This window comes from Gammaproteobacteria bacterium, assembly GCA_030680605.1.
Taxonomy (GTDB): domain Bacteria; phylum Pseudomonadota; class Gammaproteobacteria; order SURF-13; family SURF-13; genus JAQBXX01.
Window position 1 is genome coordinate 256,653 of the sequence record JAUXUQ010000001.1, and the last position, 11,364, is coordinate 268,016.

Annotated in this window: 25 protein-coding genes; all 25 read right to left on the bottom strand. The window is 56.0% G+C overall.

Features of this window, described 5'->3' with window-relative positions:
• Nucleotides 1–3 precede the first annotated feature (3 nt).
• Complete coding sequence (gene rpsM, locus Q8L89_01300; GenBank protein ID MDP1707703.1) at nt 4–363, bottom strand: 30S ribosomal protein S13; 360 nt, start codon at nt 361–363, stop codon at nt 4–6.
• Between the two features lie 89 nt (nt 364–452).
• Nucleotides 453–566: a 50S ribosomal protein L36 gene (gene rpmJ / locus Q8L89_01305; GenBank protein MDP1707704.1), complete on the bottom strand. Its 114-nt coding sequence runs from the start codon at nt 564–566 to the stop codon at nt 453–455.
• 41 nt (nt 567–607) lie between these two features.
• Nucleotides 608–1,927, bottom strand: coding sequence for a preprotein translocase subunit SecY (gene secY, locus Q8L89_01310; GenBank protein ID MDP1707705.1), 1,320 nt, complete (start codon nt 1,925–1,927; stop codon nt 608–610).
• Nucleotides 1,928–1,950: 23 nt separating this feature from the next.
• On the bottom strand, nt 1,951–2,385 hold the full coding sequence (gene rplO / locus Q8L89_01315) for a 50S ribosomal protein L15 (protein MDP1707706.1): 435 nt from the start codon (nt 2,383–2,385) through the stop codon (nt 1,951–1,953).
• Nucleotides 2,385–2,576 (bottom strand): 50S ribosomal protein L30, encoded by a 192-nt coding sequence (gene rpmD / locus Q8L89_01320; protein MDP1707707.1) that lies wholly within the window; start codon nt 2,574–2,576, stop codon nt 2,385–2,387. Before rpmD ends, rplO begins: the two co-directional genes overlap by 1 nt.
• 2 nt (nt 2,577–2,578) lie before the next feature.
• A complete protein-coding gene (rpsE, locus tag Q8L89_01325; protein ID MDP1707708.1) occupies nt 2,579–3,085 on the bottom strand; it encodes a 30S ribosomal protein S5 in 507 nt (168 codons plus the stop codon).
• Between the two features lie 13 nt (nt 3,086–3,098).
• Nucleotides 3,099–3,452, bottom strand: coding sequence for a 50S ribosomal protein L18 (gene rplR / locus Q8L89_01330; GenBank protein MDP1707709.1), 354 nt, complete (start codon nt 3,450–3,452; stop codon nt 3,099–3,101).
• A 19-nt stretch (nt 3,453–3,471) separates the two neighbouring features.
• Entirely contained in the window at nt 3,472–4,005 is a 534-nt protein-coding gene (gene rplF, locus Q8L89_01335) for a 50S ribosomal protein L6 (GenBank protein ID MDP1707710.1), read from the bottom strand.
• A gap of 17 nt (nt 4,006–4,022) precedes the next feature.
• Nucleotides 4,023–4,418, bottom strand: coding sequence for a 30S ribosomal protein S8 (gene rpsH, locus Q8L89_01340; protein ID MDP1707711.1), 396 nt, complete (start codon nt 4,416–4,418; stop codon nt 4,023–4,025).
• A gap of 89 nt (nt 4,419–4,507) precedes the next feature.
• Entirely contained in the window at nt 4,508–4,813 is a 306-nt protein-coding gene (gene rpsN / locus Q8L89_01345) for a 30S ribosomal protein S14 (GenBank protein MDP1707712.1), read from the bottom strand.
• 5 nt (nt 4,814–4,818) lie between these two features.
• Nucleotides 4,819–5,373, bottom strand: coding sequence for a 50S ribosomal protein L5 (gene rplE, locus Q8L89_01350; GenBank protein MDP1707713.1), 555 nt, complete (start codon nt 5,371–5,373; stop codon nt 4,819–4,821).
• A 7-nt stretch (nt 5,374–5,380) separates the two neighbouring features.
• Nucleotides 5,381–5,698, bottom strand: coding sequence for a 50S ribosomal protein L24 (gene rplX / locus Q8L89_01355; GenBank protein MDP1707714.1), 318 nt, complete (start codon nt 5,696–5,698; stop codon nt 5,381–5,383).
• Between the two features lie 18 nt (nt 5,699–5,716).
• A complete protein-coding gene (gene rplN / locus Q8L89_01360) occupies nt 5,717–6,085 on the bottom strand; it encodes a 50S ribosomal protein L14 (protein ID MDP1707715.1) in 369 nt (122 codons plus the stop codon).
• A gap of 84 nt (nt 6,086–6,169) precedes the next feature.
• Nucleotides 6,170–6,439 (bottom strand): 30S ribosomal protein S17, encoded by a 270-nt coding sequence (gene rpsQ / locus Q8L89_01365; protein ID MDP1707716.1) that lies wholly within the window; start codon nt 6,437–6,439, stop codon nt 6,170–6,172.
• On the bottom strand, nt 6,436–6,633 hold the full coding sequence (gene rpmC / locus Q8L89_01370) for a 50S ribosomal protein L29 (protein MDP1707717.1): 198 nt from the start codon (nt 6,631–6,633) through the stop codon (nt 6,436–6,438). The genes rpsQ and rpmC overlap by 4 nt, the downstream gene beginning before the upstream one ends.
• Entirely contained in the window at nt 6,633–7,046 is a 414-nt protein-coding gene (gene rplP / locus Q8L89_01375; protein MDP1707718.1) for a 50S ribosomal protein L16, read from the bottom strand. Before rplP ends, rpmC begins: the two co-directional genes overlap by 1 nt.
• A 5-nt stretch (nt 7,047–7,051) precedes the next feature.
• Complete coding sequence (gene rpsC / locus Q8L89_01380) at nt 7,052–7,735, bottom strand: 30S ribosomal protein S3 (GenBank protein MDP1707719.1); 684 nt, start codon at nt 7,733–7,735, stop codon at nt 7,052–7,054.
• Between the two features lie 20 nt (nt 7,736–7,755).
• Nucleotides 7,756–8,088, bottom strand: a complete 333-nt coding sequence (gene rplV, locus Q8L89_01385) for a 50S ribosomal protein L22 (GenBank protein MDP1707720.1) — start codon at nt 8,086–8,088, stop codon at nt 7,756–7,758.
• Nucleotides 8,089–8,100: 12 nt separating this feature from the next.
• The gene (gene rpsS / locus Q8L89_01390) at nt 8,101–8,385 is read right to left on the bottom strand and encodes a 30S ribosomal protein S19 (GenBank protein ID MDP1707721.1); all 285 of its coding nucleotides are present in this window, start codon (nt 8,383–8,385) and stop codon (nt 8,101–8,103) included.
• Between the two features lie 13 nt (nt 8,386–8,398).
• A complete protein-coding gene (gene rplB, locus Q8L89_01395; GenBank protein ID MDP1707722.1) occupies nt 8,399–9,232 on the bottom strand; it encodes a 50S ribosomal protein L2 in 834 nt (277 codons plus the stop codon).
• Nucleotides 9,233–9,243: 11 nt separating this feature from the next.
• Nucleotides 9,244–9,546, bottom strand: coding sequence for a 50S ribosomal protein L23 (rplW, locus tag Q8L89_01400; protein ID MDP1707723.1), 303 nt, complete (start codon nt 9,544–9,546; stop codon nt 9,244–9,246).
• On the bottom strand, nt 9,543–10,166 hold the full coding sequence (gene rplD, locus Q8L89_01405) for a 50S ribosomal protein L4 (protein ID MDP1707724.1): 624 nt from the start codon (nt 10,164–10,166) through the stop codon (nt 9,543–9,545). Before rplD ends, rplW begins: the two co-directional genes overlap by 4 nt.
• A gap of 5 nt (nt 10,167–10,171) precedes the next feature.
• Nucleotides 10,172–10,828 (bottom strand): 50S ribosomal protein L3, encoded by a 657-nt coding sequence (gene rplC / locus Q8L89_01410; GenBank protein MDP1707725.1) that lies wholly within the window; start codon nt 10,826–10,828, stop codon nt 10,172–10,174.
• A gap of 10 nt (nt 10,829–10,838) precedes the next feature.
• Entirely contained in the window at nt 10,839–11,153 is a 315-nt protein-coding gene (gene rpsJ / locus Q8L89_01415; GenBank protein ID MDP1707726.1) for a 30S ribosomal protein S10, read from the bottom strand.
• A 76-nt stretch (nt 11,154–11,229) separates the two neighbouring features.
• The coding region (gene tuf / locus Q8L89_01420) for an elongation factor Tu (protein ID MDP1707727.1) at nt 11,230–11,364 on the bottom strand (135 nt) is incomplete at its 5' end.

Genomic DNA, 11,364 nt, shown 5'->3' on the forward strand with positions numbered 1-11,364 from the left:
CTGTTATGTTTTGCGAATGGCTTTGCGCGGACCCTTGCGAGTACGTGCGTTAGTACGGGTACGCTGACCGCGTACCGGGAGACCGCGACGGTGGCGCAACCCTCGATAACAGCCGAGATCCATCAGTCGCTTGATGCTCATCGACACTTCGCGCCGCAGGTCACCCTCAACCTTGACCTTTGCCACTTCAGCGCGCAACGCTTCAACCTGTGCTTCGGTCAAGCTCTTGATCTTGACGTTGGGTTCTACACCGGCAGCGGCACAAATGGCGCGCGCACGGGTGTGTCCGATGCCGTAGATCGACGTTAACGCGATCGCAGCATGCTTCTGAACCGGGATATTTATGCCTGCAATTCTGGCCATTCAACCATGCTCTCTTAAGAGAAATAATGCCCTTGAAAAACTGTTAAGTATACGCATTCAGGGAATAATAATCAATCTATCCGCCGCACTCAGCCTTGGCGCTGTTTATGGCGCGCGTTGGTACAGATGACACGTATAATGCTCTTGCGCCGCAGGATTTTGCAGTTGCGACACAGCTTTTTTACCGAAGCTCGTACTTTCATAAACTATTCTCCACACTACTCTCAAAACACGATTGCGCACCCTAGCGGGACTGCCCTCTCAGGTTGGCCTTTTTCAGCAGGCCATCGTACTGGTGGGACATTAAATGCGCCTGAACCTGCGCAATAAAATCCATTACAACCACCACAATAATCAAAAGCGAGGTCCCACCAAAATAAAACGGAACATTCCAGTACACAATCAAAAACTCGGGCAACAGGCAGACCGAGGTGATATAGATGGCGCCTACCGTGGTCAGCCTTGTAGTCACGGCGTCAATATAATGCCCGGTCTGCTCGCCTGGCCGTATGCCCGGGATAAACGCACCGGACTTTTTCAAATTGTCGGCTGTCTCTTTCGGGTTAAACACCAACGCCGTATAAAAGAAACAGAAAAACATGATCAAGGCTGCATAAGTGATCACATACAGCGGCTGACCCGGCGACAGTGTGGTAGCAATATCACGCATCCAGCTCATGCCTTCACTACTCCCCCACCAACTGCCCAGCGTGCTCGGAAACAGCAGGATGCTGGAGGCAAATATCGGGGGTATCACACCCGCCATATTCACCTTTAGCGGCAGATGGCTGGCCTGGGCCGCAAACACCTTGCGGCCTGTCTGGCGCTTGGCGTAATTGACCGTAATCCGGCGCTGACCGCGCTCCACAAATACTACAAATCCCGTCACACAGAGCGCCAGCGCAAACAGCACCAGCACGATGAAAAAGTGCATCTCACCGGTACGGGCAAGCTCCATGGTGGTACCGATGGCAGACGGAAGCCCCGCCACGATGCCTGCAAAAATGATGATCGAGATGCCGTTGCCCACGCCACGCTCGGTCACCTGCTCACCCAGCCACATCAGAAACATGGTGCCAGTCACCAGACTAACCGTTGCCACAAATATGAAGCCAGGGCCGGGATTAATCACCACCGGCAGACCACCGCTACGCTGCGCCTCGAGTGCCACCGCAATGCCTATGGCCTGAAATATGGACAGCACCAGCGTACCGCGGCGCGTATATTGGGTAATTCTGCGTCTGCCCGCCTCGCCTTCCTTTTTAAGCTGCTCCAGTGACGGTACGACTGCCGTAAGCAACTGCATGATAATCGAGGCCGAAATGTAGGGCATGATGCCGAGCGCAAACAGCGACAGGCGCTCCAAGGCACCCCCTGAGAACATGTTGAACATGTCCACAATGGTGCCGCGCTGCTGCTCAAACAGGGCTGCAAGCGCGACCGGATCGATACCCGGCACCGGAATGTGTGCCCCAATCCGGAATACAATCAACGCGCCCAGCACAAACAGCAGACGCTGCTTCAACTCACTGAGCTTGCCCATACCCCCCAGGGTAGCTGCCATGGTTGAGCGGGCTACAGACACACTTATTCCTCGACCTTGCCGCCTGCTGCCTCAATCGCCGCCCGTGCACCCCTGGTAACTGCCAGGCCACGTACGGTTACAGCCACGGTCAGTGCGCCTGACGCGATCACCTTGATACGCTTGGCGCCCTTCGGCACGAGATCGGCGGCCTTGAGCACTGCGGCATCAATAACCTTGGCGTCGATCTTGCCGAGGGTATCCAGACGCACTTCAGCAGATTTGCCGGCGCTGAGGGAGGCAAAACCAAGCTTTGGCAAGCGGCGCTGAATCGGCATCTGGCCGCCTTCAAAACCCACCTTGTGGTAACCGCCCGCGCGTGCATGCTGGCCCTTGTGGCCGCGGCCGCAGGTCTTGCCCAGGCCGGAACCGCCACCGCGCCCAACGCGTTTACGGGCCTGCTTCTCGCCGGGAGCTGATTTGATTGTATTGAGATGCATCAGGCCGCGTCCTCGACTTTGAGCATGTAGGAAATCTTGTTGATGATGCCCCGTACTTCAGGGGTATCCAGCAGTTCTACCGTCTGGTTCATGCGCATCAGACCCAGGCCCTTGAGGCACGCCACATGATTGGGCAGACGCCCATTCTTGCTACGCACCAGGGTAACCCTTACATTTTTCTTCGCTGGCATGATTATTCCAGTATCTCTGTCACCGTCTTGCCGCGCTTCGCTGCCATCTCTTCCGGTGAGGACATACCGTCCAGGCCTCTCAAGGTTGCGCGCACGACGTTAATAGGATTGGCCGAGCCGATACACTTGGCGAGCACGTCATGCACACCCAGCACTTCGAATACGGCGCGCATCGCACCACCGGCGATAATGCCCGTGCCTTCTGAGGCTGGCTGCATGAACACCTTGGTCGCGCCATGATTTGCTGTCACTGCGTACTGCAGGGTTGTGCCATTGAGCGTTACGGAGCGCATGTTGCGGCGCGCGTCTTCCATTGCCTTCTGGATCGCCGCCTGCACTTCACGTGCCTTGCCGCGTCCCAGCCCGATCTTGCCATTACCGTCACCGACCACTGTAAGCGCAGAGAATCCGAACTGACGTCCGCCCTTCACCACCTTGGCGACACGGTTGATATTGACCAGCTTCTCCTTCAAGCCGTCGCTCGGTTTACTGCTATCGTAGCTCGCCATATCCAGTTAGCCCTTAGAATTGGAGGCCGTGTTCACGCGCGGCTTCGGCCAGCGACTTGACACGACCATGGTATTGAAAACCGGAGCGGTCAAACGCCACCTTTGAAATCCCGGCGGCCTTGGCTCGCTCTGCCAGCAGCTTGCCTACAGCAGCAGCGGCAGTAACGTTACCCGTTCCCTTGAGGTCAGCCTTGACAACTGCCTCAAGCGTGGAGGCGCACGCGACTACCATGGCACCGTCCGGCGAGATCAACTGGGCGTATATGTGACGCGGAGTGCGGTTTACGCACAGCCGGTACATGCCCAACTCTTTGATCTTCGCGCGTGCCTTGCGTGAGCGACGTAATCTGCTTTCTTTCTTGTCCATGGTCTCGTCCTTTACCCCGCTACTTCTTCTTCACTTCTTTGCGCACAACCACTTCATCGGAGTAACGCACGCCCTTGCCTTTATAAGGTTCCGGCGGACGGTAAGAGCGTATCTTGGCGGCAACAGCACCTACCACCTGCTTGTCCATGCCCTTGATTACGATCTCGGTCTGAGTCGGTGTTTCTACCGTGATGCCTTCAGGTATAGGGAAGCTGAGCGGATGCGAAAAACCCAGCGTGAGGTTCAGCATTTTGCCCTGTACCTGGGCACGGTAGCCAACGCCCACCAGGTCGAGCTTCTTGCTAAAGCCCAGCGTGACACCCGTAACCATGTTGTTGACCAGCGCCCGGGTCGTCCCCGCCATGGCGTCAGAACGGGGCTCCTTGTCTAGCGGCGCGAATGTCAGCACGTTATTCTCAAGAACAGTCTGCACACGCCTGTCCAGTGGCATCTGCAACGAGCCCTTGGCACTCTTGACAGTAATCATCTGCCCTTGCACGACTACATCGACCCCGTTGGGGACCGGAATTGGATTTTTAGCAACTCTCGACATGACCGCCTACCCTTTCCTTACGAGACCACGCACAGAATTTCGCCACCGTAGCCAGCTTTGCGGGCAGCACGGTCTGTCATCACACCTTGCGAGGTAGAGACGATAGTGATACCCAGACCACCCAACACCTTCGGCAGATCTGTTTTCTGCTTGTAGACACGCAGACCGGGACGACTCACACGCTGCAGACGCTCGATAACGGGCTTGCCGTTGTAGTATTTCAACACCACCTGCAGCCTGGGCTTGGCGCCCTCCTCGCGCACGGCATAGTCAGCAATGTAGCCTTCGTCCTTCAACACCTGGGCCACTGCCACCTTCAGGCGTGATGCCGGCATGATGACTTCGGCCTTTTTCGCACCCAATCCGTTACGGATGCGGGTCAACATGTCTGCTATGGGATCGGTCATGCTCATAAAATCAGCTCTCTAGTGCCTGGTGGCCAGTAAAAACAAAAAATCATTATTCTTTTCTCGTCTCGCAACTTGTCACTTGCTACTGTCACTCACCAACTTGCCTTAACCAATCCCGGAATATCACCGCGCATTGCGGCCTCACGCAGTTTGTTACGGGCCAAACCAAACTTTCGATAATAACCATGGGATCTTCCGGTAATGCGGCAGCGGCTATGCATTCTTACCGGGCTTGCGTCTCGCGGCAGCGCCTCAAACTTACGCCTGGCATCATCACGCACCTTGTCACTAGCGCCCTGATCGCTCATTTTGGCCTTCAGCGCTGCACGTTTCTGCGCGTACTTTTTTACGGTACGTGTGCGTTTGAGTTCACGGTTTACAAGAGATGTCTTGGCCATAGTCTTTAGCTGGTACGTATCGGGAAGTTAAATGCGGCGAGCAGTGCGCGCGCCTCTTCGTCATTCTTCGCACTTGTCGTGATGGTGATATCCATGCCACGCAAGGCGTCGATTTTGTCGTAATCGATTTCCGGAAAAATAATCTGTTCACGCACACCCAGGCTGTAGTTGCCACGGCCATCAAAGGAGCGTGGGCTGAAGCCGCGAAAATCGCGGATACGTGGAATGGCGATACTGATCAGCCTGTCCAGAAACTCGTACATACGGGTACGGCGCAGCGTCACTTTGCAGCCGATAGCAAGATCTTCACGAATCTTGAAACCTGCGATGGATTTACGTGCATAGGTAACCACCGGCTTTTGGGCCGCAACCTTTGCCATGTCACCCACAGCGTTGTCAACGATCTTCTTGTCCGCGACGCCCTCACCTACGCCCATGTTCAGCGTGATCTTGGTGATGCGCGGAACCTGCATCGCGCTGGTATAAGAAAATTTCTCAGTGAGCGTCTTGACCACTGTGGTTTCGTAATGCTTCTTCAGTCGTGGAGTAGTTGCAGCCATTTTCATACTACCTGTCGAGCACTTCGTTGTTGGACTTAAAGTAGCGCACTTTGCGACCGTCCTCGAGGGTACGGAAACCTATGCGGCCACCTTTCTTGGTAACCGGGTTGTAGATAGCTATATTGGAAGCGTGCAGTGGCATTTCCTTTTCCACAATCCCACCGCTCGCTCCACGCGCAGGATTGGGCTTGGTATGACGCTTCGCCATGTTGATGTTCTCCACCAACACGCGTTCACCTTCCAGAACGCGAGTAACCGCGCCGCGCTTGCCCTTGTCTTTGCCGCTGATGATGATGACTTCATCACCCTTCTTGATTCTGTCCATGACGCCTGTGATCCTGGTCTATAAAACTTCTGGTGCCAGAGAGATAATCTTCATGAATCTCTCACTGCGCAGTTCGCGCGTCACTGGCCCGAAGATACGTGTGCCGATAGGTTGCTTCTGATTGTTAAGCAAGACCGCCGCATTGCTGTCAAAACGAATCAAGGAGCCGTCCGGGCGGCGCATGCCTTTGCGCGTGCGCACCACCACTGCGTCATATACCTCGCCTTTCTTGACCTTGCCGCGCGGAATCGCTTCCTTGACGCTCACCTTGATGATGTCGCCAATGCCGGCATAACGGCGGTGTGAGCCGCCCAGCACCTTGATGCACATCAGCCGACGAGCGCCGCTGTTGTCGGCGACATCAAGATGGGTTTGCATTTGTATCACGGACCGCCTCCAGACTCGTTACTAATTACATCAGGTAACAGAAAATTGTAGCATGAATCATGCTGATACTAAACAGTGACTTTTCTACACCACTGCCTTCTCAAGCACCTTGACCAGTCGCCATGACTTGTTCTTGGACAGCGGGCGGCACTGCTCGACGGCCACCAGGTCGCCTTCCATGCACTCATTGATCTCGTCATGGGCAAGCAGCTTGGTCGTACGGCGTATGTATTTGCCATACATGGGATGCTGCACTGTGCGTTCCACCAGCAAAGTGATGGATTTATCCATTTTATTGCTGACCACACGCCCCGTGACGGTGCGGCTTGCCTTGCCTGCCTTGTCCTGACTCATATGGCCTTACCTGCCTTCTCATTCAGTAGCGTTTTGGTTCGCGCTATATTGCGCCTCACTGCCCGCAGCGCACTGGGCTTGGACAGTTGGCCCGTACCCTTTTGCATGCGCAGATTGAATTGCTCGCGTAGCAGGTCGAGCAACTCCTTGTTCAGGTCCTGTTCGGACTTCTTTCTCAGCTCAGAGGCCTTCATCACATCACCGTACGCGCTACAAAAGTTGTTAATACAGGAAGCTTGGCGGAGGCCAGCCTGAAGGCCTCACGCGCGATATCTTCGGTTACACCCTCAATTTCGTAAAGCATGCGGCCTGGCTGCACCATGGCAACCCAGTACTCCACGTTGCCCTTGCCATTACCCATGCGAACCTCGAGGGGCTTTCTGGAAATCGGCTTGTCCGGGAATACCCTGATCCAGACCTTGCCGCCACGTTTCAGGTGGCGCGTCATGGCCCGGCGTGCAGCCTCGACCTGACGCGAGGTAATCTGGCCGCCGCGCGTTGATTTCAGGCCGAATTCACCAAAGCTGACACGATTGCCGGTCGTGGCTACGCCGCGATTACGACCCTTCATCTGTTTGCGGTATTTTGTTCTCTTGGGCTGTAGCATGTCGATTACGCCCCTGCCACTGCTGTCTTCTCGACGCCTTCTTCAGCCAACTGGTCGCCAGCCTTGAAGACCTCGCCTTTGAATATCCAGACCTTGATACCAATCACACCGTAGGTGGTGTGTGCCTCGGCGAGACCGTAGTCGATATCAGCACGCAGGGTATGCAGTGGGACGCGGCCTTCACGCACCCACTCACTGCGCGCGATCTCGGCGCCGTTGAGGCGACCACCGACATTGATCTTGATGCCCAGCGCACCGATGCGCATGGTGTTGGTAGCGGCACGCTTCATGGCGCGACGGAACATGATGCGCTTCTCAAGCTGTTGCGCGATGCTCTCTGCAACGAGGTAAGCGTCCATTTCCGGCTTGCGGATTTCTTCCACACTGACGTGCACCGGTATACCCATCATGCCGCTAATATGCTTGCGCAATGACTCGATATCTTCACCTTTCTTGCCAATCACGATCCCCGGACGCGCAGTATGAATAGTGATGCGCGCACTGCGGGCGGGCCTCTCTATCTGAATACGACTTACCGAGGCTTGCGCCAGCTTCTTGCGCAGGAATTCCCGCACCTGCAGGTCGGTATTCAGATAATCAGCATAATTCTTCGTGTCGGCGTACCACATGGACGTCCAGTCCTTGATGACTCCGAGACGAATTCCGACAGGATGTACCTTGTGACCCATAGCCCTAATCTCTCGTCTGTTTATTTGGCAGCAACTGTAATGGTGATGTGGCTGGTGCGCTTCAGAATGCGCGCCCCACGACCCTTGGCACGCGCGTGCATGCGCTTGTGCATGGGGCCACCGTCCACAAAGATCGTGGCAACCTTCAACTCGTCAATATCAGCACCCGCATTATGCTCGGCATTCGCAATCGCTGATTCCAACACCTTTTTGATCAGCCGGGCGGCTTTCTTATTGCTGAAGGTCAGCAATTGCAGCGCACGCTCGACCGGCAGACCGCGTATCTGGTCCGCCACCAGACGGCCCTTTTGCGGGGAAATATGGGTGTACTTCAATTTCGCTGCCACTTCCATAGGTATCTCTCTTTATGCAGCTGGTGCCGCAGCCTTCTTGTCGCCGGTGTGGCCTTTAAACGTGCGGGTCAGGGCAAACTCACCCAGCTTATGGCCAACCATGTTATCGGTGATCATGACGGGTACATGCTGGCGGCCATTATGCACGGCAATGGTCAAGCCGATCATGTCAGGCAACACCATCGAACGACGCGACCAGGTCTTGATCGGGCGCTTGCTGTTGGTTGCAACCGCCGCCTCGATCTTCTTGACGAGGTGCGCATCAATAAACGGACCTTTTTTAACTGAACGTGGCATACAATTTAATTCCTTACCTTACGCCCTTGGGACGACGACGGACGATCATGCTATCAGTACGCTTGTTTTGGCGCGTCTTGTAACCCTTGGTCGGCGTACCCCAGGGTGACACCGGATGACGCCCACCCGAGGTGCGGCCTTCGCCACCACCGTGAGGATGATCGACCGGGTTCATCGCCACACCACGCACTGTCGGGCGTACACCACGCCAGCGCGCTGCACCCGCCTTGCCATATGAGCGCAGCCCGTGCTCTGCATTGCCTACCTCACCCATCGTGGCGCGGCAATCAATGGAAACCTTGCGCATCTCACCCGAGCGTAGACGCAGTACAGCGTGATCGCTTTCGCGGGCTACCAGTTGCACAGCAGCACCCGCGCTACGCGCCATTTGCGCGCCCTTGCCGGGTTGCATTTCGATGCAGTGCACCGTGCTACCCACCGGGATGTTGCGTAACGGCAAGCAGTTGCCTGTCTTGATTGGCGACTCGGAGCCAGAGAGCACAGTTGCATCCTGCACCAGATCCTTGGGGGCGATCATGTAGCGACGCTCGCCATCTGCGTACAGCAGCAGGGCAATATGGGCGCTACGGTTGGGATCGTATTCGATACGCTCCACGCGCGCCGGGATACCGTCCTTCTGGCGCTTGAAATCTATCAGCCGGTAATGCTGCTTGTGACCGCCGCCCTGATGGCGCGCTGTAATACGACCGCGGTTGTTGCGTCCGGCTTTCTTTGACTGCTTCTCCAGCAGCGGCGCATGCGGTGCGCCCTTGTGCAAGCCAGGCGTTACGACCTTGGTCAGAAAGCGTCTGCCAGGTGACGTGGGTTTTGTTTTTACCAATGCCATAATATGTACCCTTACTTCGCCTCACCGGTGAAATCAATATCATGTCCAGGCTGCAGGCTGACATAGGCCTTTTTCCAGTCGGAACGTCGGCCTGTTCCACGCGCACCGGCACGCTTGGTCTTGCCCTTGACATTGACCACGTGAACCTCGTCGACTTTTACCTTGAACATCAGCTCGACCGCCTGCTTGATATGCGGCTTGGTCGCACGATCTGCCACCTTGAACACAAACTGCTTGTGCTTGTCGGCTGTGCGCGTGCTCTTTTCAGAGATATGCGGCGCAAGCAGCGTCTTCATCAATATTTCCTGGTTCATCCCAGCACCTTTTCCAGCTGCTTGACTGCGGCAGTTGTCATTAAAACCTTCTCAAAACCAATCAAGCTGACTGGGTCTACTGATTTCACGCTGCAGACATCGACCTTGTACAGGTTGCGGGCGGACAGCATCAGGTTCTCGTCGGCCTGGTCAGTGACAATCAACACATCACCATCTATACCCAGCGTCGCCAACTTGTCTATGAGGCCTTGGGTCTTGATCTGCTCCAGCGTGAACTCTTCCACCACTGTCAGACGTTCCTGGCGCGCGAGCTCGGACAAAATAGAGCACAAGGCCCGTGCGTACATCTTCTTGTTCACTTTCTGCGAGTAATCGCCCGTCACTGCCGCGAAGGTTTTGCCACCACCACGCCAGATCGGGCTGCGCGAGGTACCTGCGCGTGCGCGACCGGAACCCTTCTGGGCCCACGGCTTTCTGCCGCCACCGCGCACCTGTGAACGCGTCTTCTGGGCATGCGTGCCGGCACGACCCGCCGCCAGATACGCAGTAACCACCTGGTGCACCAGCGACTCATTGAATGCAGCGCCGAAAGCGGTATCAGAAACCTGGATTACGCCCGGTGCGCCCTTTTTGCCCACAGAGGTCAGCGTCAGTTCCATTTTTCTTACGCTCCTTGCCGGTTACGCACTTTAGGTGAGGGACGTACGATCACATCGCCACCCGCCGAACCAGGTACGGCCCCTTTAATCAGCAGCAGATTGCGCTCGGCGTCAACGCGCACGACTTCCAGATTCTGCGCAGTACGACGCTTGTTGCCCATATGGCCTGCCATTTTCTTGCCTTTGAACACGCGGCCCGGCGTCTGGCGCTGGCCGATAGAGCCCGGCGCGCGGTGCGACAGTGAGTTACCGTGAGTAGCGTCACCCATGGTGAAGTGGTAACGCTTGATGGTGCCGGCAAAGCCCTTACCGATGCTGGTACCCGCGACATCCACCATTTGCCCCGGCTTGAACAGATCCACCTTGATTTCGGCACCGGCAGCGAGCCCTTCGCCCTCCCCTTCTTCCAGACGGAACTCCCACAGGCCACGGCCTGCAGCTACACCTGCCTTGGCAAAGTGACCTGCTGCAGCCTTGGTAACACGGCTCGCACGACGCGTGCCCAGCGTAATCTGCAGCGCACGGTAACCATCGTTATCGAGGGTTTTTACCTGGCTGATACGATTCGGATCCACTTCGATCACTGTGACCGGTATGGACACCCCTGCGTCAGTAAAGACGCGGGTCATACCGCATTTACGTCCAATCACTCCCAAGGCCATGATAGTTTCTCTAGTTCAACTTGATCTGTACGTCCACACCGGCCGCAAGATCGAGCTTCATCAGCGCATCCACGGTCTTGTCGGTGGGGTCCACAATATCCATTAACCGCTTGTGGGTACGGATTTCATACTGGTCACGCGCATCCTTGTCGACGTGCGGTGACGTAAGCACGGTAAAGCGCTCCATCTTGGTAGGCAACGGAATCGGCCCCCGCACTTGCGCACCGGTGCGCTTCGCTGTCTCAACGATTTCACGCGCTGATTTGTCAATCAGCCTGTGATCGAAGGACTTCAGTCTGATGCGTATCTTTTGGTTAGTAGCCATATAAAACAGTTCCCGTTGAAAACAGTTGCGCGTTGCTGGTTGCTAGTAAAGGCTTTTATTCGCTAGCAGGCACTCGCTACTCTAGTATTTTCGCCACCACACCGGCGCCCACGGTCCTGCCACCCTCGCGTATCGCAAAGCGCAGACCATCTTCCATCGCAATCGGGGCAATCAGGGTGATCGTCATCTTGACGTTGTCGCCCGGCATTAC

Bases quoted from the DNA above. Each gene is read 5' to 3' on its own strand.
- rpsM (MDP1707703.1), bottom strand. From the start codon at position 363: ATGGCCAGAATTGCAGGCATAAATATCCCGGTTCAGAAGCATGCTGCG.
- rpmJ (MDP1707704.1), bottom strand. From the start codon at position 566: ATGAAAGTACGAGCTTCGGTAAAAAAGCTGTGTCGCAACTGCAAAATC.
- secY (MDP1707705.1), bottom strand. From the start codon at position 1,927: ATGGCAGCTACCCTGGGGGGTATGGGCAAGCTCAGTGAGTTGAAGCAG.
- rplO (MDP1707706.1), bottom strand. From the start codon at position 2,385: ATGCATCTCAATACAATCAAATCAGCTCCCGGCGAGAAGCAGGCCCGT.
- rpmD (MDP1707707.1), bottom strand. From the start codon at position 2,576: ATGCCAGCGAAGAAAAATGTAAGGGTTACCCTGGTGCGTAGCAAGAAT.
- rpsE (MDP1707708.1), bottom strand. From the start codon at position 3,085: ATGGCGAGCTACGATAGCAGTAAACCGAGCGACGGCTTGAAGGAGAAG.
- rplR (MDP1707709.1), bottom strand. From the start codon at position 3,452: ATGGACAAGAAAGAAAGCAGATTACGTCGCTCACGCAAGGCACGCGCG.
- rplF (MDP1707710.1), bottom strand. From the start codon at position 4,005: ATGTCGAGAGTTGCTAAAAATCCAATTCCGGTCCCCAACGGGGTCGAT.
- rpsH (MDP1707711.1), bottom strand. From the start codon at position 4,418: ATGAGCATGACCGATCCCATAGCAGACATGTTGACCCGCATCCGTAAC.
- rpsN (MDP1707712.1), bottom strand. From the start codon at position 4,813: ATGGCCAAGACATCTCTTGTAAACCGTGAACTCAAACGCACACGTACC.
- rplE (MDP1707713.1), bottom strand. From the start codon at position 5,373: ATGGCTGCAACTACTCCACGACTGAAGAAGCATTACGAAACCACAGTG.
- rplX (MDP1707714.1), bottom strand. From the start codon at position 5,698: ATGGACAGAATCAAGAAGGGTGATGAAGTCATCATCATCAGCGGCAAA.
- rpsQ (MDP1707716.1), bottom strand. From the start codon at position 6,439: ATGAGTCAGGACAAGGCAGGCAAGGCAAGCCGCACCGTCACGGGGCGT.
- rpmC (MDP1707717.1), bottom strand. From the start codon at position 6,633: ATGAAGGCCTCTGAGCTGAGAAAGAAGTCCGAACAGGACCTGAACAAG.
- rplP (MDP1707718.1), bottom strand. From the start codon at position 7,046: ATGCTACAGCCCAAGAGAACAAAATACCGCAAACAGATGAAGGGTCGT.
- rpsC (MDP1707719.1), bottom strand. From the start codon at position 7,735: ATGGGTCACAAGGTACATCCTGTCGGAATTCGTCTCGGAGTCATCAAG.
- rplV (MDP1707720.1), bottom strand. From the start codon at position 8,088: ATGGAAGTGGCAGCGAAATTGAAGTACACCCATATTTCCCCGCAAAAG.
- rpsS (MDP1707721.1), bottom strand. From the start codon at position 8,385: ATGCCACGTTCAGTTAAAAAAGGTCCGTTTATTGATGCGCACCTCGTC.
- rplB (MDP1707722.1), bottom strand. From the start codon at position 9,232: ATGGCATTGGTAAAAACAAAACCCACGTCACCTGGCAGACGCTTTCTG.
- rplW (MDP1707723.1), bottom strand. From the start codon at position 9,546: ATGAACCAGGAAATATTGATGAAGACGCTGCTTGCGCCGCATATCTCT.
- rplD (MDP1707724.1), bottom strand. From the start codon at position 10,166: ATGGAACTGACGCTGACCTCTGTGGGCAAAAAGGGCGCACCGGGCGTA.
- rplC (MDP1707725.1), bottom strand. From the start codon at position 10,828: ATGGCCTTGGGAGTGATTGGACGTAAATGCGGTATGACCCGCGTCTTT.
- rpsJ (MDP1707726.1), bottom strand. From the start codon at position 11,153: ATGGCTACTAACCAAAAGATACGCATCAGACTGAAGTCCTTCGATCAC.